Origin of the sequence: Streptomyces flaveus (genome assembly GCF_014647675.1) — a bacterium.
In the GTDB taxonomy this organism is placed as follows: domain Bacteria; phylum Actinomycetota; class Actinomycetes; order Streptomycetales; family Streptomycetaceae; genus Streptomyces; species Streptomyces flaveus.
Window position 1 is genome coordinate 28,678 of record NZ_BMPQ01000025.1, and the last position, 21,196, is coordinate 49,873.

The 21,196-nt window shown below is 70.6% G+C and carries 19 protein-coding genes, 1 pseudogene and 1 riboswitch; of the genes and pseudogenes, 16 read left to right on the forward strand and 4 right to left on the reverse strand.

Translation table 11 applies throughout. The features are described from left to right. Positions 1 to 58: 58 nt before the first annotated feature. The 6 genes and pseudogenes from IEZ21_RS34635 (at position 59) to IEZ21_RS34660 (ending at position 4,494) form a co-directional block, all read left to right on the forward strand. Positions 59 to 1,102, forward strand: coding sequence for a sugar-binding transcriptional regulator (locus tag IEZ21_RS34635; protein ID WP_189325781.1), 1,044 nt, complete (start codon positions 59 to 61; stop codon positions 1,100 to 1,102). Between the two features lie 125 nt (positions 1,103 to 1,227). Further along, positions 1,228 to 1,581 carry a barstar family protein gene (locus IEZ21_RS34640; RefSeq protein ID WP_189325854.1) on the forward strand — a complete coding sequence of 118 codons (354 nt, stop codon included), beginning with the start codon at positions 1,228 to 1,230 and terminating at the stop codon, positions 1,579 to 1,581. 107 nt (positions 1,582 to 1,688) lie between these two features. After that, a complete protein-coding gene (locus IEZ21_RS34645) occupies positions 1,689 to 3,131 on the forward strand; it encodes a GuaB1 family IMP dehydrogenase-related protein (protein ID WP_189325782.1) in 1,443 nt (480 codons plus the stop codon). Positions 3,132 to 3,254: 123 nt separating this feature from the next. Beyond that, complete coding sequence (locus tag IEZ21_RS34650) at positions 3,255 to 3,650, forward strand: hypothetical protein (protein ID WP_189325783.1); 396 nt, start codon at positions 3,255 to 3,257, stop codon at positions 3,648 to 3,650. Between the two features lie 135 nt (positions 3,651 to 3,785). Further along, positions 3,786 to 4,031 (forward strand): annotated as a pseudogene (locus IEZ21_RS34655) (amino acid permease C-terminal domain-containing protein); the annotation flags it as partial. Positions 4,032 to 4,041: 10 nt separating this feature from the next. Beyond that, positions 4,042 to 4,494: an Lrp/AsnC family transcriptional regulator gene (locus tag IEZ21_RS34660; RefSeq protein WP_033321813.1), complete on the forward strand. Its 453-nt coding sequence runs from the start codon at positions 4,042 to 4,044 to the stop codon at positions 4,492 to 4,494. 143 nt (positions 4,495 to 4,637) lie between these two features. Here the strand turns inward: IEZ21_RS34660 and IEZ21_RS34665 are convergent, their stop codons facing one another. Further along, entirely contained in the window at positions 4,638 to 5,375 is a 738-nt protein-coding gene (locus IEZ21_RS34665) for a GntR family transcriptional regulator (protein WP_189325784.1), read from the reverse strand. Positions 5,376 to 5,630: 255 nt separating this feature from the next. Between IEZ21_RS34665 and IEZ21_RS34670 the strand changes: the two genes are divergently transcribed. The 8 genes from IEZ21_RS34670 (at position 5,631) to IEZ21_RS34705 (ending at position 15,160) form a co-directional block, all read left to right on the forward strand. Continuing rightward, positions 5,631 to 6,776: an ABC transporter substrate-binding protein gene (locus IEZ21_RS34670; RefSeq protein ID WP_189325785.1), complete on the forward strand. Its 1,146-nt coding sequence runs from the start codon at positions 5,631 to 5,633 to the stop codon at positions 6,774 to 6,776. Beyond that, on the forward strand, positions 6,773 to 7,675 hold the full coding sequence (locus IEZ21_RS34675; RefSeq protein ID WP_033321816.1) for an ABC transporter permease: 903 nt from the start codon (positions 6,773 to 6,775) through the stop codon (positions 7,673 to 7,675). The genes IEZ21_RS34670 and IEZ21_RS34675 overlap by 4 nt, the downstream gene beginning before the upstream one ends. Next, the gene (locus IEZ21_RS34680; protein ID WP_246568447.1) at positions 7,672 to 8,535 is read left to right on the forward strand and encodes an ABC transporter permease; all 864 of its coding nucleotides are present in this window, start codon (positions 7,672 to 7,674) and stop codon (positions 8,533 to 8,535) included. The genes IEZ21_RS34675 and IEZ21_RS34680 overlap by 4 nt, the downstream gene beginning before the upstream one ends. 3 nt (positions 8,536 to 8,538) lie before the next feature. Next, complete coding sequence (locus IEZ21_RS34685) at positions 8,539 to 9,615, forward strand: ABC transporter ATP-binding protein (RefSeq protein WP_189325786.1); 1,077 nt, start codon at positions 8,539 to 8,541, stop codon at positions 9,613 to 9,615. A gap of 11 nt (positions 9,616 to 9,626) precedes the next feature. Next, positions 9,627 to 11,165 carry an HAD-IA family hydrolase gene (locus tag IEZ21_RS34690; protein ID WP_281399642.1) on the forward strand — a complete coding sequence of 513 codons (1,539 nt, stop codon included), beginning with the start codon at positions 9,627 to 9,629 and terminating at the stop codon, positions 11,163 to 11,165. Positions 11,166 to 11,270: 105 nt separating this feature from the next. Beyond that, positions 11,271 to 12,473, forward strand: a complete 1,203-nt coding sequence (locus tag IEZ21_RS34695; protein ID WP_189325788.1) for an MFS transporter — start codon at positions 11,271 to 11,273, stop codon at positions 12,471 to 12,473. A gap of 153 nt (positions 12,474 to 12,626) precedes the next feature. Continuing rightward, entirely contained in the window at positions 12,627 to 13,415 is a 789-nt protein-coding gene (locus tag IEZ21_RS34700) for a carbon-nitrogen hydrolase family protein (protein WP_189325789.1), read from the forward strand. 50 nt (positions 13,416 to 13,465) lie between these two features. Beyond that, entirely contained in the window at positions 13,466 to 15,160 is a 1,695-nt protein-coding gene (locus tag IEZ21_RS34705; protein ID WP_189325790.1) for a flavin monoamine oxidase family protein, read from the forward strand. 30 nt (positions 15,161 to 15,190) lie between these two features. Here IEZ21_RS34705 and IEZ21_RS34710 read toward each other — a convergent pair whose 3' ends face one another. Continuing rightward, a complete protein-coding gene (locus tag IEZ21_RS34710; protein ID WP_189325791.1) occupies positions 15,191 to 16,123 on the reverse strand; it encodes an LLM class F420-dependent oxidoreductase in 933 nt (310 codons plus the stop codon). Between the two features lie 97 nt (positions 16,124 to 16,220). Further along, entirely contained in the window at positions 16,221 to 16,907 is a 687-nt protein-coding gene (locus IEZ21_RS34715) for a DUF5995 family protein (protein ID WP_189325792.1), read from the reverse strand. Between the two features lie 182 nt (positions 16,908 to 17,089). Here IEZ21_RS34715 and IEZ21_RS34720 point away from each other — a divergent pair, with 182 nt between their 5' ends. Continuing rightward, positions 17,090 to 18,214 (forward strand): glycoside hydrolase family 6 protein, encoded by a 1,125-nt coding sequence (locus IEZ21_RS34720; RefSeq protein ID WP_189325856.1) that lies wholly within the window; start codon positions 17,090 to 17,092, stop codon positions 18,212 to 18,214. Here the strand turns inward: IEZ21_RS34720 and IEZ21_RS34725 are convergent. Continuing rightward, the gene (locus IEZ21_RS34725; protein ID WP_189325793.1) at positions 18,196 to 19,413 is read right to left on the reverse strand and encodes an MFS transporter; all 1,218 of its coding nucleotides are present in this window, start codon (positions 19,411 to 19,413) and stop codon (positions 18,196 to 18,198) included. The two genes, IEZ21_RS34720 and IEZ21_RS34725, sit on opposite strands and share 19 nt — an antisense overlap. Positions 19,414 to 19,543: 130 nt before the next feature. Between IEZ21_RS34725 and IEZ21_RS34730 the strand changes: the two genes are divergently transcribed. Further along, positions 19,544 to 20,710: an ROK family transcriptional regulator gene (locus IEZ21_RS34730; protein ID WP_189325794.1), complete on the forward strand. Its 1,167-nt coding sequence runs from the start codon at positions 19,544 to 19,546 to the stop codon at positions 20,708 to 20,710. A 278-nt stretch (positions 20,711 to 20,988) separates the two neighbouring features. Continuing rightward, positions 20,989 to 21,119, forward strand: a riboswitch (FMN riboswitch). Positions 21,120 to 21,196: the final 77 nt, after the last annotated feature.

Consider the following 21,196-nt stretch of genomic DNA (forward strand, 5'->3'; position numbering starts at 1 on the left):
GCCCATCAGGGCTGATCAAGGACGCCGGATCTGCGAGGATGAACGGCGAATCCAGAGTGTGAACAGCAGTGAGGAGATCGCCGTGTCGGGTATGTCGGCGGGCCGGTCAGCCATGCGGATGGGACCCGCTGAGCTGGTGCAGGCGGCGGCCATGGCCCGCCGCTTCTACCTTGAGGGCAAGTCCAAGATCCAGATCGCCGAGGAGTTCGGCGTCAGCCGCTTCAAGGTGGCCCGGGTCCTGGAGACCGCTCTCGAACGGGATCTGGTGAGGATCGAGATCCGTGTCCCCGCCGAGTTGGACGCGGAGCGCTCCGACGCGCTGCGTGCCCGCTACGGACTCAGGCACGCCGTCGTGGTGGAGTCCCCGGCCGACGCCGAGGAGTCGCCCGACCCGGAGAACCTCGGCGAAGTGGCCGCCGACCTGCTCGGCGAGCTGGTCACCGAGGGTGATGTGCTCGGCCTCGCATGGGGACGATCCACCATCCACATGGCGGCGGCCCTCGACCGGCTGCCGCCGTGCACGGTGGTGCAGTTGACGGGTGTGTACGACGCCGGGACGGCCGAGCGCGGCTCGGTCGAGGCCGTGCGCCGGGCCGCCCAGGTCTCGGGCGGCGACGCCCACCCCATCTACGCGCCGATGCTGCTGCCGGACGTGGCCACCGCCGCCGCGCTGCGCAACCAGACGGGGATCGCCCGTGCCTTCGAGTACTTCGACAAGGTGACGGTCGCCTGTGTGTCGATCGGTTCCTGGGAGGCGGGCATCTCCACGGTGCACGACATGCTCACCGACGAGGAGCGCTCGCACTACGCCTCGCTCGGTGTCGCCGCCGAGATGTCCGCGCACCTCTTCGACGCCCAGGGCCGTCGCGTGGGCCGGGACCTGGGGGAGCGCTGCATCACGGTCGAGGCCGACCGGCTGCGGCGTATCCCCGAAGTCGTCGCGATCGCGGGCGGGCAGCGCAAGGCGGCCGCCATCGACGCGGTGCTCCGCTCCGGCCTGGTCACCAGCCTGGTGACCGACACATCGGCCGCGGACTACCTGATGACGACGGGGCCCGCGCCGCGTCCGGCCCTGAACCGGGCCGACCCCGACGGGCCCTGATCCGTCAGCGGCCCGTCAGCGCTCGACCGCTGACGGGCCGCTCTCTTTCCCCGTACGACCCCGTACGAGTTTCCCCTTACGAGTCTTGACGAGTGACGAGTCCTTCGAAGCAGGGCGGTACCGAGATGACGGACGACGTGGCGGACCGCCTCGTGGTCACGCTGGACCTCGCCGGGGTCGCGGACAAGGCGGGCTTCATGGAGCGCTGCGTACGCGCCCTGGAGCTGCCCGACTGGTTCGGCCGCAACTGGGACGCGCTGGCCGACAGCCTCACCGACCGCTCCGTCTGGCCCACGGGCGCCGCCGAGCGCGGCTTGCTGATCGTCGTCACGGGCTGGCGTACATACGCCAAGGCGCGGCCGGAGGAGTGGGAGATCGCGCAGGATGTGTTCGCGGAGGCCGCGGACCGGCTGACGGGGCTTTCGGTGCTGCTCGTGTTGGGAGGATCCCACCAGAGGCCCTCTGACCAGCCTGGATGATCGGCCCGGGCAGGCCGCAACCACCGTCATGGGACAATGAGGTACGTGCTCTTCCCTCGCGCTGATCTGCTCGGGGGCCACTTCTGATCGACTGGGATGTGCAGCACGTGCGTTTCCTCAATGACATCCAGCCCGCATACGACCTGACGTACGACGACGTCTTCATGGTGCCGAACCGTTCCGCGGTCGGCTCGCGGCAGGACGTCGATCTGTCGTCGCCGGACGGCACCGGCACCACGATTCCGCTGGTGGTCGCCAACATGACGGCGATCGCGGGCCGCCGGATGACCGAGACCGTGGCCCGTCGCGGTGGGCTCGTCGTCATTCCGCAGGACATCCCGATCGACGTGGTCACCGAGGTCGTCTCCTGGGTCAAGGGCCGTCACCTCGTCCTGGACACCCCGATCGTGCTGGACCCGCACCAGACCGTCGCCGACGCGCTGGCGCTGCTGCCGAAGCGGGCGCACAACGCCGGCGTCGTGGTGGACGAGGCCGGCAGGCCGGTCGGTGTGGTCACCGACGCCGACCTGGGCGGGGTCGACCGCTTCACGCAGCTGTCCGAGGTCATGTCCCGGGACCTGCTGCTGCTCGACGCGGACATCGACCCGCGCGACGCGTTCAACAAGCTCGACGGCGCCAACCGCCGCTACGCGCCCGCCGTCGACAGGGACGGCAAGCTCGCCGGCATCCTGACCCGCAAGGGTGCCCTGCGCGCCACGCTCTACACGCCGGCCACCGACGCCAACGGCAAGCTGCGCATCGCCGCCGCCCTCGGCATCAACGGCGATGTCGCGGGCAAGGCCAAGCAGCTCCTCGCCGCGGGCATCGACACACTCGTCGTGGACACCGCGCACGGCCACCAGGAGTCGATGATCGCCGCGGTCAAGGCCGTCCGCGCCCTCGACCCGCAGGTACCGATCGTCGCGGGCAACATCGTCGCCGCCGAGGGCGTACGGGATCTGATCGAGGCCGGCGCCGACATCATCAAGGTGGGCGTGGGCCCCGGCGCCATGTGCACCACCCGCATGATGACCGGGGTCGGCCGCCCGCAGTTCTCGGCCGTCCTGGAATGCGCCGCCGAGGCGAAGAAGTACGGCAAGCACGTGTGGGCCGACGGCGGCGTCCGCCACCCGCGCGACGTCGCCATGGCACTGGCCGCGGGCGCGTCGAACGTCATGGTCGGCTCCTGGTTCGCCGGTACGTACGAGTCGCCGGGCGACCTCCAGCACGACGCCAACGGCCGCCCCTACAAGGAGTCGTTCGGCATGGCGTCCGCGCGCGCGGTGCGCAACCGTACGTCGGAGGAGTCGGCGTACGACCGGGCCCGCAAGAGCCTGTTCGAGGAGGGCATCTCGACCTCCCGGATGTTCCTCGACCCGACCCGGCCGGGCGTCGAGGACCTGATCGATTCGATCATCGCGGGCGTCCGCTCCTCCTGCACCTACGCCGGCGCGGGCTCCCTGGAGGAGTTCGCCGAGAAGGCCGTCGTCGGCATCCAGAGCGCCGCGGGCTACGCGGAGGGCAAGCCGCTGCATGCCAGCTGGAGTTGACACGGGTTCCTTCTGTACGTACGGCAGACCTGTACGGCCCCTGTTGTCCCGTCGCCGGGAGAGCGGGGGCCGTTGGCGTCAGGCCCTCTTGACGTCAAGGTGGCTTGACGAGAGGCTGAGGGCATGACGACACCACAGAGCATCGAGCCCCAGTACACGCTGCTGACCGCCGTGGCCCGTCTCGACGAGCTGCGGGTCCGGGAGTCTATGGCCGAGGCCGGAAGCGACGAGGAAGCCCTCGACCGCGCCGAGCTCCTCGAACTGCTCGCGCTCAGCGAGGTGGTGGCCCGCAAGGCCGCGTACGGCCGTCAGCTCACCGTCCGCGCGGCCCGCGAGTCGGGCGCCTCCTGGTCGCAGATCGGGGCCGCCCTGGGCACCAGCAAGCAGGCCGCCTGGGAGGCGCACAACCGTTGGATCGACGACCAGGCGGCGGCACACGGGCGGCCCGGACAGATGGGCTTCGACGAGGACGACGTGGCCGAGGCGCGGGCGATCGCGGGGGAGCCGGAGGGATCCTGAGCGCAGGCCGTACGGGCTCCGAGTGGAGGCCGTACGAGGCCTTCGTCGGCTGCTGGCGAGGGCTTGCGCAACGGCCGAAAAGCCCCGAGCAACGAACATGCGCCGAGGGGCACGCTGCTCGCGGCCGGTGCCGTGATCGCCATCGCGCTCGTCAATGTGGCCGTCGTGGTGCTGCGGCGTACGCGGCCCGAGATGCCGTGTGCGTTCCGGGTGCCGTTGTCGCCGGTGCTGCCCGCGCTGGGCTTCGGCTTCTGTGTGTGGATGATGGGCAGTCTCAACACCGTGACCTGGGTCGTCTTCGGGGTCCGGATGGCCGTCGGGCTCGTGTTCTACTTCAGTTACGGCTATCGCCGGTCCCGTCTCGCCGCCTCAGAAAAGTGAACCACCCGCAGTGCTGAACGATCTCGACGAACGCATCGTGCACGCCCTCGCCGAGGACGCCCGCCGCTCCTACGCGGACATCGGCCAGGAGGTCGGGCTGTCCGCGCCCGCGGTGAAGCGGCGGGTGGACCGGTTGCGGGCCACCGGGGCCATCACCGGGTTCACGGTTCGGGTGGACCCGGCGGCGCTTGGCTGGGAGACCGAGGGGTTCGTCGAGATCTACTGCCGCCGGAACACTTCGCCCGAGACCATCCAGCGCGGTCTTGAGCGGTATCAGGAGGTTGTGGCCGCGTCCACCGTCACCGGGGAGGCGGATGCTGTTGTGCAGGTTTTCGCTTCTGACATGCGGCACTTCGAGCGGGTGCTGGAGCGGATCGCGGAGGAGCCGTTCGTGGAGCGGACCAAGTCCGTGCTGGTGCTGTCGCCGTTGTTGCGACGGTTCTCTTCGGGGTCTCCTACGTAAGCGTTTCGCGCGAGGTCCGGTGTGCGGCGTGCGGGTCAGTGGGGGCTTGTCGCTCCCCCACTCTCGAATTCACTCGAGCGGGGGGACCCCCATCGCGGCGGAGCCGCATATGTAACAGCCCCGCGCCCCTCGAAGGGGCGCCCTTACGGAGCGCGCCTCGCCAGTGCGTTGTTGGCTATCGAGTTGTGGACGCTGAACGTCACGGCGTCCGAGCGATAGCGGTCGTCGGACCATTCGACCGGGCGGCCTTCGCGGGTCGTGGTGACTCGGCGGACCCGGAGCAGGGGGCTCGTGCGGCGGATGCCGAGGAGGTCGGCGTCCTGGGCGCCGGCCGCCACCGCGTCGATGACGTGCTCGCCGTAGGCGAAGACGAGGCCTGTGTCCTCGTAGAGGCGCTGGGTGACCGACGGGCAGTCCGGCTCGACGCGTTCCACGGCGGGGGAGATCCAGTCGGCGTACACCGTGCGTTCCAGGAGTACGGGTTCACCGTCCAGGCCGCGTACGCGCAGGACGTGCAACACCTGGGTGCCGGCAGTCAGTTGGAGGCGTACGGAGTCTTCGGGTGTGGCCGGGCGGTACGTCGACGACACCACGTGTCCCGTCGCCTCGCGCCCCATCGCGCGCGCCCACTGGGCGAAACTGCGCAGTTCCTCGAAGGTCTGGCTGCGGCGGCTGGCGAGGACCACGCGACGCGCGCCCTGCCGGGAACCGATGAGCCCCTCGGAGGTCAGCGCGGCGACGGCCTGGCGGACGGTGCCGCGGGATACTTCGTAGCGGGCCGCGAGGTCGGTCTCGGTGGGCAGTCGACTGCCCACGGTGTACTCCTCGCGGTCGATCGCCCGCCTGAGCTCCTCGGCGATCTCCTCGTGTCGTGCCGCCATGCTCCCCCTCTGTGCGCAGGTGTGTACCCCTTGACCAGCCTAGACGAGGATCGGCGGTGACACGTGCGCCCGGTGACTGGCCGGAGAATCAAGGGCCATGGTTTTTCCAGAGTTTACGAACAGGACATCAACGGCGGGCCTACTGAGGCCAACTTGTTCAGACAAGTTCCGCTGACAAGTTCTCAGTCTCGCGTGACTCCTACCTCGCGTGAGCCCTGCCTCGTGTGACCCCTGAGCGCATCCCTGGAGAAGACCGTGACCGTGTCCCTGCCGAGAACAGCCGTCTTCGTCGGCGCTGCCGCACTCGCCCTGAGTGCCTGTGGCGCGGCCCCCGACGACGCGTCCACCACCACCGACGGCAAGAGCGCCGCCACCGCGACCTCGGCCGAGGCCTTCGGTGGCATGGACGCGCTGGTCAAGGCGGCCAAGAAGGAGGGCACGCTGCAGGCGATCGCGCTGCCCCGCGACTGGGCCAACTACGGTGCGCTGATCGACGGGTTCGAGAAGAAGTACGGCATCAAGATCGAGGTCGAGAACCCCGACGGCAGCAGCCAGGACGAGATCAACGCCGTCACCTCCCGCAAGGGCCAGGACCGCGCCCCCGACGTGCTCGACCTGGGCAGCTCCTTCGCGCTGAGCGCCGCCCAGCAGGGACTCCTCGCGCCGTACAAGGTCGCGGACTTCGCCGACATCCCCGAGGGTCAGAAGGACGCGCAAGGCCGCTGGTACAACGACTACGGCGGCTACATCTCCATCGGCTGCGACGCCAAGCGCGTGAAGACGTGCCCGACCACCTTCGAGGACCTCCTCAAGCCGCAGTACAAGGGCCAGGTCGCGCTCAACGGCAATCCCACCAAGTCCGGTTCGGCCTTCGGCGGCGTCTGGGCGGCCTCCCTCGCGAGCGGCGGCTCCTTCGACGACATCCAGCCCGGCCTCGACTTCTTCGCCGAGCTCAAGAAGAACGGCAACTACACGCCCGTCGAGTCGACTCCCGCCACGGTCGAGAAGGGCGAGACGCCGATCAGCATCGACTGGGACTACCTCAACGCCGGGTACGCCGACGAGTTCAAGTCCAAGGGTCTTGACTGGCAGGTCGCGGTCCCGTCGGACGGCAAGTTCTCCCAGTACTACTCGCAGGCCGTCAACAAGGACGCCCCGCACCCGGCGGCCGCCCGCCTGTGGCAGGAGTACCTCTACAGCGCCGAGGGCCAGAACCTCTGGCTCAAGGGGTACGCCCGCCCGGCCCTGATGACCGCCATGGAGAAGGCCGGCACGCTCGACAAGACGGCCGCGGCCAAGCTCCCCGAGGTCTCCGGCACTCCGGAGTTCCCGACGGAGGCGCAGCAGAGCAAGGCCAAGGAGGTACTCGGGCAGGGCTGGGGCAAGGCGGTCTCCGAGTGACCGCGACACTCACACGAGTCGACGTGGCGCCGCCGGTCGCTTCTCCGAAGCGGCGGCGCCACGCGCCCGGCTGGCTCGCCGTCGTCCCGCTGCTCGCCTTCGTGGCGCTCGCCTTCGGGATCCCCGCCCTGGCCATGCTGAACGGCGCGTTCACCGTCAAGGACCCGGCCACCGGGGCGACTTCGTACACCACGGCCAACCTGACGGCCTCGCTCAAGGGCGCGTACCTCACCGCCCTGCTCGGCAGCGTCAAGCTGTCCGCAGTCTCGGCGGTCATCTCGGCCGTCCTCGGACTCCTGCTCGCCCAGGCCGTGGTGACCTCCCGCTTCCGCGCGCTGCGCGAGGCCGTACTCACCGCGTCCGGCGTCCTCGCCAACTTCGGCGGCGTCCCGCTGGCCTTCGCGTTCGTCGCCACCCTCGGCAACTCCGGTGTCCTGACGCGGTACTTGGACCTCACCGACAAGGGCTGGGACCTCTACAGCTTCTGGGGGCTGGTGATCGTCTACCTGTACTTCCTGATCCCACTGATGGTCCTCACCATCACCCCCGCCCTCGACGGCCTGCGCGTTCAGTGGCGCGAGGCCGCGCGGAACAACGGGGCCACCGCCGTCCAGTACTGGCGACACGTCGCCCTGCCCGTCCTCGCGCCCTCGCTGCTCGGCGGGTTCGTACTGCTCTTCGGCAGCGCCTTCGCCGCGTACGCCACCGCCGCGGCCATGGTGGGAAGTTCGATCCCGTTGGTCACCCTGCAGATCGCCGACGCCATCTCCGGCAACGTCCTGGTCGGCCAGGAGAACGTGGCGCTCGCCCTCAGTCTCGACATGGTCCTCGTCGCGGGCCTGGTGATGGCCGTGTACCTGCCCCTGCAACGACGGAGCGCGCGATGGCTCGAAGCATGAACACAGCCGCTCGAAGCACGAACGCATCGGCTCGAAGCACGAACAGGTCCGTACCCGTACGTCCCTGGCGCGGGCTCGTCCTCGCCGGCGCCGCGCTCTACTTCCTGGTGCCGCTGGCCGCGTCCGTGATCTTCACGGTCGACGTGCCGGGGGAGGGCGTCACCTTCGACGCGTACACCCAGATCTTCGGCACCGACGGCTTCGTCTCCAGTCTGCTGCTCTCGCTGGAGCTGGCCGCCGCGACCATCGCGATCGTCCTGCTGCTGATGGTGCCCGCGATGGTCGCGCTGCGGCTCGGGGCGCCGAAGCTGCGGCCGGTCGTCGAGGTGGTGTGCTCGCTGCCGCTCGTCGTGCCGCCGATCGCGTTCGTCGCCGGGATCGGCACGGTCCTGAAGTGGGGGCCCGAACACCTCTCGCGCACCCCGCTGTTCCAGACGTTCACGGCGATCCAGAACCCCGACTTCCCGTTCGTGCTCGTCCTCGCGTATGTCGTGATGGCGCTGCCGTTCGTGTACCGGGCCCTGGACGCCGGGCTGCGAGCGATGGACGTACGCACCCTCGTCGAGGCAGCCCGCAGCTGTGGCGCGGGCTGGCCGCAGGCGCTCGTACGCGCCGTACTGCCGAACCTGCGCGGGGCGCTGCTCAACGCCTCGTTCCTCACGCTGGCCCTGGTGCTCGGCGAGTTCACCGTCGCCCAGCTGCTCGGCTTCCAGCCGTTCGCCGTGTGGATCGTCAACGTCAGCGGATCGCAGGCCCAGCTCTCCGTCGCCGTGTCCGTGCTCAGCCTGCTGGTCACCTGGGCACTCCTTCTCGCGCTCGCCGGGTTCGGCGGGCGCTCCCGTACCGCTCCCCGGGGATGAACCATGACCGTCACCACGCTGCTTGAGAAGGCCACCGACACCGAGGCGGCCACCGTCGAATTCCGGGGCCTGCGCCGCGAGTTCGGGCCCACCGTCGCCCTCGACGGACTCGACCTGACCGCACGTCCCGGCGAACTCCTCGCCCTCCTCGGCCCGTCCGGCTGCGGCAAGACCACCGCGCTGCGGATGCTCGCCGGGTTCGAACACCCCGACTCAGGCGAGGTATTGGTCGACGGCGAGGACGTCACGCGCGTCCCGGCCCACCGGCGCGACGCCGGGATGGTCTTCCAGTCGTACAGCCTCTTCCCGCACCTCAGCGCGCTCGACAACGTGGCCTTCGGTCTGCGGATGCGCAAGGTGCGTACGGCCGAACGGCGGTCCCGGGCCGCCGAGTTGCTCGAACTCGTCGGTCTCGGTGACAAGGGCGGCAGCTTCCCCCACCAGCTCTCCGGCGGTCAGCAGCAGCGCGTCGCGCTGGCCCGGGCGCTCGCTCTGCGCCCCCGCGTGCTACTCCTCGACGAACCGCTGTCGGCGCTCGACGCCAAGGTACGGCTCAACCTGCGCGAGGAGATCCGCCGGCTCCAGCAGGAACTCGGCATCACCACCCTGTTCGTGACACACGATCAGGAGGAGGCCCTGTCGATGGCGGACCGGGTCGCCGTGATGCGGGCCGGACAGCTCGAACAGTGCGCGGCTCCGGCGGAGTTGTACGGGCGGCCCGCCACGGCCTTCGTCGCGGAGTTCGTCGGGACGATGAGCCGCATTCCGGGGCAGGTGGCCGGCGGGACGGTCGAGGTGCTCGGTCAGCGGCTGCCGGTCGACGGCGAAGCGCCCGCCGCGGCGGAGGTGGACGTGCTCGTACGGCCCGAGGCGGTGCGGGTGAAGGCCGAGGACGCCGGTGACGCCCGAGTCGTCTCCTCTGCCTTCCTCGGTGCGGCCACCCGCGTCACCGTCCGGCTCGCCGACGGCACCGAGGTGAAGGCCGACCTGCCGACCCACGAGGCCGCCGCGCTGGGAGCGGGCTCCGCCGTGACCCTCAGCCTGCCGGAGCGTCCGGTCCTGGTCGCCGAACGCGTATGAGAGAGAGTCACGTGTCCCCCCACACCCTCCAGCCCCCTCCCGGGACTCCCCAACAGCCGCTTCAGGCCGTCCTGTTCGACATGGACGGCACCCTTGTGGACACCGAGCGGTTGTGGTGGGAGGCGGTCGAGCAGGTGGCGGCGGGACTCGGCCGTTCGCTCGCGGAGACCGACGAGGGGGATGTGCTCGGGCGGCCCGTCGAGCACACCGCCGAGGTGCTGAGCCGGGCCACGGGCGCCCCGTTCGACGAGGTCGCCGCGGACCTGCACCGGGAGTTCGCGGTACGGGTGCGCTCGGGTGTCGTGGCCCGGCCCGGCGCTCTCCGGCTCCTCGACGCGCTGGCGGCGGACGGCGTGCCCGCCGCCCTGGTGACCGCGTCCCCGCGTGCGGTCGCGGACCTGGTGGTCGAGGCCCTGGGCGCCGGACGGTTCGCGGTCACCGTCACCGCCGACGACACCCCGCGCACCAAACCCGACCCCGACCCGTACCTCGCCGCCTGCCGCGCCCTCGGCGTCGAACCCGCCACCTGTGTGGCCGTCGAGGACACCCAGACCGGCGTCTCCTCCGCCGAGGCGGCGGGCTGCGCGGTCCTCGCGGTGCCGTCGTTGGCGCCGATCGCCTCCGCGCCCGGGCGGACGGTCCTGGAGAGCCTGGAAGACGTGACTCCCGCACGGCTGCGCGAGATGATCACGCCCCGCGAGCTGCGCGTGATGAGCTGGAACCTCTGGTACGGCGGCACGAAGGTCGCCCACCACCGCGAGAAGCAGCTCAAGGTCATCCTGGAGGCGGGCGTCGACGTGGTCGGCCTCCAGGAGACGTACGGCACCTCCGCCCGCGAACTCGCCGACGCCCTCGGCTGGGAGCACCATCAGGCGGGGGAGAACCTCGGCGTCATCAGCCGGTATCCGATCGTCGCCCGGCTGGGCGCCCCGGACCCCGGCTTCTACGGGGCGACCGGAGTACGGATCCGGCTCGGCGAGCGGCAAGAGGCCGTGCTGTGGAGCGCCCACCTCGACTACACGCCGTACGGCCCGTACGAGGCCTCCTTCGACGGACTTGCCGCGCCCGAGCTCGTGGCCCACGAGGCGGGACGGCTCGGCCAGTTGAGGGAGATCCTGGACACGATGGCCCCGGACCTCGCGGCCCGCGACACCACACCGGTCCTCCTCGTCGGCGACTTCAACGCCCCTTCCCACCTGGACCGCACGGACGCCGAGTGGCCCGTGACCAAGGCCGCCGAGGAGGCGGGCCTGCGCGACTCCTTCCGCGAGGCCCACCCGGACCCGCTCAAGGAACCCGGTGTCACCTGGTCCCCGGTGCACACCGAGCACGAGGACGGCAGCGGCCGCCCGGAGCCGCAGGACCGGATCGACTACGTCCTGTACGCGGGTGACGGGCTGCGCGTGCTCGACTCCCGGACCCTCGTCACCGGCAATCCCCGCCCCTGGCCCGACGTCGAGGACAACGACTGGCCCTCCGACCACGCGGCGGTGATCACGACTTTCTCGCTCACGACTTTTTCGCTGGGCCGGACGGCCGGTCCCGTCTAACATCGGTGCCATGACCTGGCGACATTGATCCACCAGCCGTGCCTCCCGAGGACCGCCTCGGGCGCTGTACCTCCGGCGTCCGATTCGTCCCTGCGGGAAGGCCTCATGACAATCTCACCTGCGCGTGTGCCCGAGACCACCGGTGGACGGCGGCTCACGGCCACGTTGTACGGCTACGCGTTCCTCGACGACCTCGTCCTGCTCTACCCGGTGTACGCCCTGCTGTTCGCCGACACCGGGATGTCCCTGTGGCAGATCTCCTCTCTCTTCGCCCTGTGGTCGATCACCGGCGTACTGCTGGAGGTCCCCTCCGGTGCCTGGGCGGACGCCTTCTCGCGGCGGACGCTGCTGTGGGTCGGCCCGCTGCTCACCGCCGCAGGCTTCGCGCTGTGGGTGCTCGTCCCGTCGTACGGGGCCTTCGCGCTCGGCTTCGTCCTGTGGGGCGCGGGCGGAGCGCTCGGCTCCGGCGCGCTGGAGGCGCTGGTCTATGAGGAGCTGGACCGGCTCGGCGCCGCCGACCGCTACGCCCGCGTCATGGGCCGGTCCAGGGCGGCGCGACTGCTGGCCACGATGGCGTCGATGGGACTGGCCGGACCGGTGCTCGCGCTGGGCGGCTACCCGGCCGTCGGCGCAGTCAGCGTCCTGGCCTGCCTGCTGACCGCGGCGTCGGCGACCCGGTTCCCGGAGCACCGGGTGCCGCCGGAGACCGGTGACGACGGCTGGGCGACGACCTTGCGCACCGGCCTCGCCGAAGCACACCGTGACCGTTCCGTGCGCGGCGCTCTGCTGCTCGTGCCGGCCGTCGCCGCGGTATGGGGCGCGCTCGACGAGTACACCTCGCTCCTGATCCGCGACACGGGCGTGGCCGACCAGACGGTGCCCTACCTGCTCTTGCTGGTCTGGGGAGTGGTCGCGGCAGGCAGCCTGCTCACGGGAGCGGCCGAACGCCTCGGGACGACCGGGCTCGCGGCGGTGATCGCGGGCGCCGCGCTCGCCCTCGCCGTCGGTGCGCTGACGCGTACGCCTGCCGGTATCGCCCTCGTCGCCGTCGCCTTCGGCGGCTTCCACCTGGCCGAGGTGCTCGCCGAGGTCAGGCTCCAGCACCGCATCGACGACACCCGCCGGGCCACCCTCACCTCCGTCGCGAGCCTGGGCACCGAGCTGGCCACGGTCGCCGTGTTCGGCGTGTACGCGGTCATCGGCGCGCAGGCGACGCACAGCATGGTGTTCGCGGTGCTCGCCGTGCCGTACCTGCTGACAGCACTGATCCTGCTGGCCAGAGCCTCGACCGCCAAGGTCCGACCGTGAAACCACCCGTGCGCAACGAATCGCCGCCCAGCCCTCGATGTACGCAACGATCCACCCTCAAACGCGCAACAACACCGCCTTGTCCGCCCGAAGTCACCGCCCGTACCGTCGATCTGGCCCCCAGACCCCCTCCGCCCCCGGTGAGGAACACCCATGCGCACCGCCCTGCTCCAGAGCTCCGGACGCCTCGGCTCCGTCGCCGCGAACCTCAAGGTTCTCGACGAGGCCGCGGGGCGTGCCGCCGATGCGGGGGCCGGGCTGCTGATGGCGCCGGAGATGTTTCTGAGCGGGTACGCGATCGGGGCGGACGTGGGCCGCCTTGCCGAGCCCGCCGACGGGGACGGGGCCGACGCGGTCGCGGAGATCGCCGGGCGGCACGGACTCGCGGTCGCGTACGGCTACCCGGAGCGCGACGGCGAGACCGTCTTCAACTCCGCCCAGCTGATCGCCCCCGACGGCACGCGGCTCGCCAACTACCGCAAGACGCACCTCTTCGGCTGCTTCGAACGCGAGCACTTCACGCCGGGCGACGAGCCGGTCGTCCAGGCCGAGTTCGGCGGCCTCCGCATCGGCCTCATGATCTGCTACGACGTGGAGTTCCCGGAGAACGTCCGCGCTCACGCCCTGGCCGGCACCGACCTCCTCGTGGTCCCCACGGCCCAGATGCACCCGTTCCAGTTCGTCGCCGAGTCCGTCGTACCGGTGCGCGCCTTCGAGAACCAGATGTACGTCGCGTACGTCAACCGGGTCGGTGCGGAAGGGGAGTTCGAGTTCGTCGGACTCTCCACGCTGGCCGGGCCCGACGGATGCGCCCGGGCCCGCGCGGGTCGCGGGGAGGAACTCGTCTTCGGTGACGTGGACCCCGCGTTCCTCGCCGCCTCACGCGAGGAGAACCCGTACCTGAAGGACCGGCGCCCCGGTCTCTACGGGTCCCTGATCTGAAAACCCCGCCACCCCCTGAACAAGCTTTTCGCGCAAGGAGTCCGCACCCCATGACGTCCACCGTGCCCAACGCCGTCGAGCACGCAGACAAGCAGCAGCCGCCGATCACCATGTTCGGCCCGGACTTCCCGTACGCGTACGACGACTTCCTCGCGCATCCCGCCGGCCTCGGCCAGATCCCGGCGACCGCACACGGCACCGAGATCGCCGTCATCGGCGGCGGTCTGTCCGGCATCGTGGCGGCGTACGAGCTGATGAAGATGGGCCTGAAGCCCGTCGTGTACGAGGCCGACGAGATCGGCGGCCGACTGCGGACGGTGGGCTTCGACGGGTGCGATCCCTCCCTCACCGCCGAACTGGGCGCGATGCGCTTCCCGCCGTCCTCCACCGCCCTCCAGCACTACATCGACCTGGTGGGCCTCGAGACCCGGCCGTTTCCCAACCCCCTTGCCGAGGTGACGCCTTCGACGGTCGTCGACCTCAAGGGCGAGTCCCACTACGCCCGGACCATCGACGACCTGCCCGAGGTCTACCGCCAAGTGGCGGCGGCCTGGAACGCCTGCCTCGAAGAGGGCGCCGACTTCTCCGCCATGAACCAGGCCATGCGCGAGCGCGACGTCCCGCGCATCCGCGAGATCTGGGCCAGGCTGGTCGAGAAGCTCGACGACCAGACCTTCTACGGCTTCCTCTGCGACTCGGAGGCCTTCAGATCCTTTCGGCACCGCGAGATCTTCGGCCAGGTCGGCTTCGGCACGGGCGGCTGGGACACCGACTTCCCCAACTCGATCCTCGAGATCCTGCGCGTCGTCTACACCGAGGCCGACGACCACCACCGCGGCATCGTCGGCGGCAGCCGGCAACTCCCGCTCCGGCTCTGGGAACGCGAGCCGGAGAAGATCGTCCACTGGCCGTACGGGACATCGCTCGCGAAGCTGCACGACGGAAGTCCGAAGCCCGCCGTGACCCGCCTGAACCGCACCGCCGGAAACCGGATCACCGTGACGGACGCGAACGGCGACATCCGTACGTACCAGGCGGCGATCTTCACCGCCCAGTCCTGGATGCTGCTCTCCAAGGTCGACTGCGACGACTCGCTCTTCCCGATCGACCACTGGACCGCCATCGAGCGCACCCACTACATGGAGTCGAGCAAGCTCTTCGTGCCGGTCGACCGGCCTTTCTGGCTCGGCAGGGACGAAAAAACGGGGCGGGACGTCATGTCGATGACCCTCACCGACCGTATGACGCGCGGCACCTACCTCCTCGACAACGGTCCGGACAAGCCCGCTGTCATCTGCCTCTCCTACACCTGGTGCGACGACAGTCTGAAATGGCTGCCGCTGTCCGCGAACGAGCGGATGGAGGTCATGCTGAAGTCGCTCGGTGAGATCTATCCGAAGGTCGACATCAGGAAGCACATCATCGGCAGCCCGGTGACCGTGTCCTGGGAGAACGAGCCCCATTTCATGGGCGCGTTCAAGGCCAACCTGCCCGGCCACTACCGCTACCAGCGGCGCCTGTTCACGCACTTCATGCAGGACCGGCTCCCCGAGGACAAGCGCGGCATCTTCCTGGCGGGCGACGACATCTCCTGGACGGCGGGCTGGGCCGAGGGCGCCGTGCAGACCGCGCTGAACGCCGTGTGGGGTGTCATGCACCACCTCGGCGGCCAGGCCGACCCGGCCAACCCCGGACCCGGCGACGTCTACGAAGAGATCGCACCGGTGGAACTGCCCGAGGACTGAGACCGGGCCGGCCGGCGGTTGCCGAGAGCCTCAGATCCCGGCCGCCCGCGCCGCCGTGTACACCTCGGCGGCCACGTCCTTGAGCTCCTGGGCGTCCCGCGTCGAGGCCTGGAGGTCGAGGAAGAACTCGTCGAGGCCGACCTCGGCGTGGGCCTTGAGGTCCGTCACGATCTGCTCGACGTTGCCCTGGAACGGGGCGCGGTCGGCGCCGTCGTACGCCTTCGCCGTGTACTGCACGCCGTTCACCCGCACCGCGGTCTCGATCGGCTTCGTCCGGCCGCGCTCGGCCGCCAGGTCCTGCACCTGCCGCCACTGTGCGGCGAGCTGCTCGGCACCCATGGCGATCGGCAGCCAGCCGTCGGCGCGGTCGACGAGCCGGGTCAGCGCCTTCTTGGTGTTGGCGGGCAGCAGGACCGGGATCGGCCGGGCGGGCTTGGGCCCGACCACGGACGACGCGATCTTGGTGAGGCGGCCCTCGTACTCCACCGGGTCCGGGCCCCAAACCGCCTGGCACACGTCGAGGACCTCGTCCAGGACCTTGCCGCGCTCCTCGAACGGCGCGACGCCGGCGGCCGCGTACTCGTCCAGCGACCAGCCCGTGCCGAAGCCCGCCACCACCCGGCCGCCACTGGCCGCGTCCAGCGTCCCGAGCGTCTTGGCCAGCTGGAACGGCCCGTGCAGCGGGGCGACCAGGACGCTCGTGCCGAGCCGGACCCGCTCGGTGGCCGTGACCGCCAGCGTCAGCGTGACCAGCGCGTCGGGGACACTGCGGTAGTGCTCGGGCCAGGGCAGGCCCGGGACGCCGTACAAGCCCTGCGTCGCGGGCTCCGGAAACAGGGCGCGCTCGTACACCCACAAGCTCTCGTAGCCGATCTGCTCGGCGGTGCGCGCCACATCGGGTACGTCCCGTCCGATGTCGTACTGCTGCGCCTGGGGAAGACAGAGACCCAACCTGGTGGCCATGCGTACGCTCCTTCGCGTCGGTTCGCCTAAGGCAGTTCAACGGTCAACCTAACGCGCGCGTACCCCGATTCGGCGGTGCCGAGCCGGTGTGGCCGGATCAATCCGGCAGTGGGGTGAGCAGCATCCGGCTCGCCAGACCGACGGCCGCATCCAGGCGGCGGGCGAACTCGTCGGCGAGGTCGGGCAGTGCGCGCAGGGCCCACAGCGCGCGGGCCGCCGACCACGCTCCGTCCCGCGCCCGCTCCAGGCTCCACGAGCCGATCAGATGGGTGAGCGGATCGGCGATCTGGAGGACGTCGGGGCCCGGCATCAGATCTTCGCGGATGCGCTCCTCCAGCGCGATGAGGATGTCGCCCACGCGGTCGAACTCGTCCTCCAGGTAGACGGGCTCGCAGTCGAGCGTACGACAAGCGTCTACTACGGCGAGCGCCAGATCGTGGCCGATGTGCGCATTGATGCCCGCTAGCGCGAACTGCAAGGGGCGTACGCCGGGATGGCGCCGGAACTGGAACAGCGGACGCCAGCAGGCGGGCGGACGGCGCTCTTCGGTCACCGCCTCGACGGCCGCGAGGTAACGCTCGGCGAACCGTACATCCAGCGTGATCGCGGCCTGCGCGTCGGGGAATTGGCCGGCGTCCACGTGCCGGTCGACCTCCTCCGTGACGGTGAGGTAGACGCGGTTGAAAACCGCGACGCCGTCCCGCTCGGGCCAAGTCGTGCTCAGCGTGCGCAAACGAGATACGACCTTGTCCACGGGTGTCGCGAAATGTTCCAACTGGACCATGGATGCAGCGTCCCACCCTTAGGGTGGCTAAAGGTCCGACGGGCCGAACGCTTCCCCAGAACGGGGGAACGTGCTCGATCGGGAAGAGCGGGAAGAGGGGGGAACACCGAGTGTCAGGCAAACGTGCCCGGCGCCTGGCCGAACGCAAGGCCGAGCGCAGTCGCGCCGCCCGGCGTGGCGTCATGGTGTCGGTGGCCTCCGCCGTGGTGGCGGTCGGCACCGCGACGGGGATGATGTCCGCACTCGACGACGGACGCGGCGACGAGGCCCGCCCGGAGGTGACCAGCTCCCCGCTCCTGGAGCCCGGTCCTGCCGTGCCGACCGCCTCGCCCACGAAGGCGTCCCCTTCGCCGTCCCCCTCGCCGTCCAAGTCCTCGGCCAAGCCGAGCCCCAAGCCGTCGAAAGCCCCGAAGCCCGAGGTGAAGAAGAAGACCGTCGAGGCGTCCACGAATCTGTACCGCTACCCCGATTCCAATGTGCTCGACTGGGTCGCCGCGAACCGCAACGACCCGCGTGCCGCGCTCATAGAGTCCCGGATAGCGGACCGTCCGCAGGCAGTGTGGTTCGCGGAGTTCGCTCCGGGCACCATCACCTCGCGGGTCCGCGCGGTCACGTCCGCCGCCGCGGCCAAGGGGAGCGTCCCGGTCGTGGTGCCGTACGCGATTCCGCAGCGCGACTGCGGCGGGCACTCCCAGGGCGGGGCGGGGAACCTCGACGAGTACGACGCGTGGATCGACAAGTTCGCGGCGGGCCTCGGCTCCGGCGAGGTCGTCGTGATCCTGGAGCCCGACGCCATCGCCCAGTCCGACTGCCTCTCGGAAGGTCAACGGGCCGACCGCTTCGCCTCGTTGGCCCGCGCGGGCCGCGTCCTCAAGGCCGCGAACCCGAACGCCCGGGTCTACCACGACGCGGGCCACTCCGGCTGGAACTCCCCGGCGAAGCAGGCCTCGCTGCTACGGCAGGCGGGCGCCGCCTCGGCCGCCTCCTCGGACGGCATCTTCAGCAACGTCTCCAACTTCAACGGTACGAGCGGCGAGATCGCGTACGTCCGGCGGACCCTCGACGCGCTCGGCGGTCCCGCGAGCCTCGGCGCCGTGATCGACACCAGCCGCAACGGCAACGGCGCCCCGGCCGACGGCGAGTGGTGCGATCCGGTGGGCCGCAAACTGGGCCAGGCCCCGACTCTGAGCACCGGTCAGGCCCGGATCGACGGCTACCTGTGGATCAAGCTGCCGGGCGAGTCCGACGGTTGTCTGGGCGCGCCGGGGTCCTTCGCGCCGGACTACGCCTACGACTTGGCGCGCTGAACCGGTTCGTGTGAAGCGAGTCCGCCGGTCTGCCGACCGCCCGTCCGCAGGACGCCCGCGAACGCGACGAGCCCGAAGGTCAAGGCCGTCACCAGGCCGAAGGACACCATCAGGCTCGTCGCGTCCGCGATCGTGCCGATCGCGGAGGGGGCGATCAGGCCCGAGGTGTACGTGATGGTGGCGACGCCCGCGATGGCCTGGGCGGGGTTGGGGCCGCTGCGTCCGGCCGCCGCGAAGCAGAGCGGGACGACGACGGCGATGCCGAGGCCAAGGAGTGCGAAGCCGCTCATCGCGACCGCTGTGTTTCCGACGTGTCCGGCTACCACCACGAGCAGTCCGCCGAGGGTCGCGAGGAAGCCGCCGACGCGTACGGTGCGGACCGGCCCGAAGCGGTCGATCACCCTGTCACCCGCGATGCGTGCGAGCGCCATGGTGAGCGTGAAGCCGGTCGTGGACGCCGCCGCGACCCCCGCCGAGCTGCCGAGCACGTCCCGCAGATAGACCGCCGACCAGTCCAGGCTGGCCCCTTCCGCGAACACCGCGCAGAACCCGACCGCACCGATGAGCAGCGCGGACCTGGGCGGCAGCGCGAACCGCGGCGGCGCCTCCTCGTCCTCCGTCGGCCGCAGATCCAGTACGCCCTGACAGGCGGCCACACCGATCAGCGTGAGCGCCACGGCCGCCAGCGCGTGATGGAGGCGGGCGTCCGAGCCCAGATGGGCGGCGAGGGTGCCGGCCGCCGAGCCGATCAGGGCGCCCGCGCTCCACCAGCCGTGCAGGCCGGACATGATCGACTTGTCGAGACGGTTCTCGACCTCCACGCCCAGCGCGTTCATCACCACGTCGGCCATGCCCGCGGTGGCGCCGTACACGAAGAGGGCCACGCACAGGGTGAGCAGGTTCGGCGCGAGCGAGGGGAGCACCAGGGCCAGCGTCCACAGCGCGAGCAGCCCGCGCAGGGCCGCACGGGCACCGAAGCGGTGGCTGATCCCGCTGGCCAGCGGCATAGCCACGGAGGCGCCGATCGCGGGGAACGCGAGCGCCACACCCAGCTGGCCCGCACTCACCGAGGCGTGATCCTGGATCCACGGGACGCGGGTCGCGAACGAGCCCGTCACGGCGCCGTGCACGGCGAAAACCGTCGCCACGGCGTACCGGGCGCGCCTCAACTCGCGTTTGTCGTAGACCACTTCACTCACGTCTCCGGGCCCTCCGTCGCGGCTGTCCGCTCTGCCGATCCGCCGACGTAAACTATCAGGGTCCCTGCCTGATAGATAGCGGAAATCGGGCCCTGGTCGCCCTGCCCCTCCAATCTGGAAGGATCCCGGCATGCCCGCATCTCCGAGTACTGCCCGGGCCATCAACGACCGGCTCGCCCTGCGGCTGCTGCAGCAGGAAGGCCCTTTGACGGCAGGGCAGTTGAAACAGCTCACCGGACTGTCCCGGCCCACGGTCGCCGACCTCGTGGAACGCCTCACGGCCGCCGGGCTGATCGCGGTCGTGGGGGAGGCGGGGGAGCAGCGCCGTGGCCCGAACGCCCGGCTGTACGGGATCGTCGCCGACCTCGCGCATCTGGCCGCGCTGGATGTACGCACCGAGGGCGTGTCCGTGGTCGTCACGGATCTGCTGGGTACGGTGCTGGCCGAGGCGTCGGTGCCGATCGGGGACGAGGCGGGCACCGGGTCCGCCGTCGAGCAGGCGGTCACGCTGGTCGAGCGTACGGCCAAGGAGGCAGGCGCCGACCGGCTGCACACGGTGGGGATCGGCGCGCCCGGCCTGATCGACCCCGCCACCGGCGAACTCCGCGACTCCTCCGGACTGCCCGAGTGGCACCGGCGCCTCGTCGCCGCCCTCGACGACCGGCTCGCGGCCCGCGTCCTCGTCGAGAACGAGACGAACCTCGCGGCCCTGGCGGAGCAGCGGGCCGGCTCCGCCCACGACCGGGACACCTTCGTCCTCCTCTGGCTCGGCCACGGCATCGGCGCCGCCGTCGTCCTCGACGGCACCCTGCGCAGGGGCGCCTCCGGCGGCACCGGCGAAATCGGCTTCCTCCCGGTCCCGGGAACCTCGGGACTGCCGTCGGCGACGGCCTGCGACGGGGGCTTCCACTCACTCGCGGGTGCTGCGGCGATCGTCGAACTCGCCGGGCGGTACGGGGTCGTGGCACCCCCGTCGCCTCATGAGCCGCAGGCGGCGGCCTTGGTGCGGGCGGCGGTCGGCGGTGCGGCGGACCAGTTCCTCGACGCGCTCGCCGATCGTGTGGCCATCGGGGCCGCGTCCGTGATCGCCGTGCTGGACCCCGGGTGTGTGGTGCTCGCGGGGGAGATCGGGCAGGCCGGCGGCGAGACGCTGGCAGCGCGCGTCCAGGAGCGGCTCACCCGGATGTCACCGCTGCCCACCGAGGTGCGGGCCAGTTCGCTGGGGGGCGGGGCGGTGCTTCGGGGGGCGTTGCTGATGGCTCGGGAGGGGGCGCAGGACGAGTTGTTCGGGCGGTGACCATGCGGCAGAAGCCGGGCAGGAGACCCGGCGGCGGGGCAAGGGCCTCCGTCACCGCCGCCGGGTCGCTCTTGGGGGCGGGTCGGTGAACGCAGACCCTAAGAGGACTGAATCAGCGCGTCAATAGGTATGGACCAATGATAAGGCGCCGTGCCCATACGGAAGTTGGGCCGTCATGAGTGTCCCGTGAAGTCCATTGAGTTGCGCTGTGAGCCAGCACACAGGCATGGGGCCCGTAGGCATCGATCAGGCGTGGCACACTGGCTCTGTACCAGAAGCAGCGCACTCCGGGGTCGGTGAAACTCCGAACCGGCGGTTAAAGTCCGCGACCCGGTCGCTTCCAGCGGCCGGTTGACCAGGTGAAATTCCTGGACCGACGGTTAAAGTCCGGATGGGAGGCAGTGCGCGGCGGGCGGGCATTCGTGCGCGTCGCCGTCTGTTTCGACGTGTCCCAGGGGCACGTCTCATTCGGCGTCGTTCCCGGTG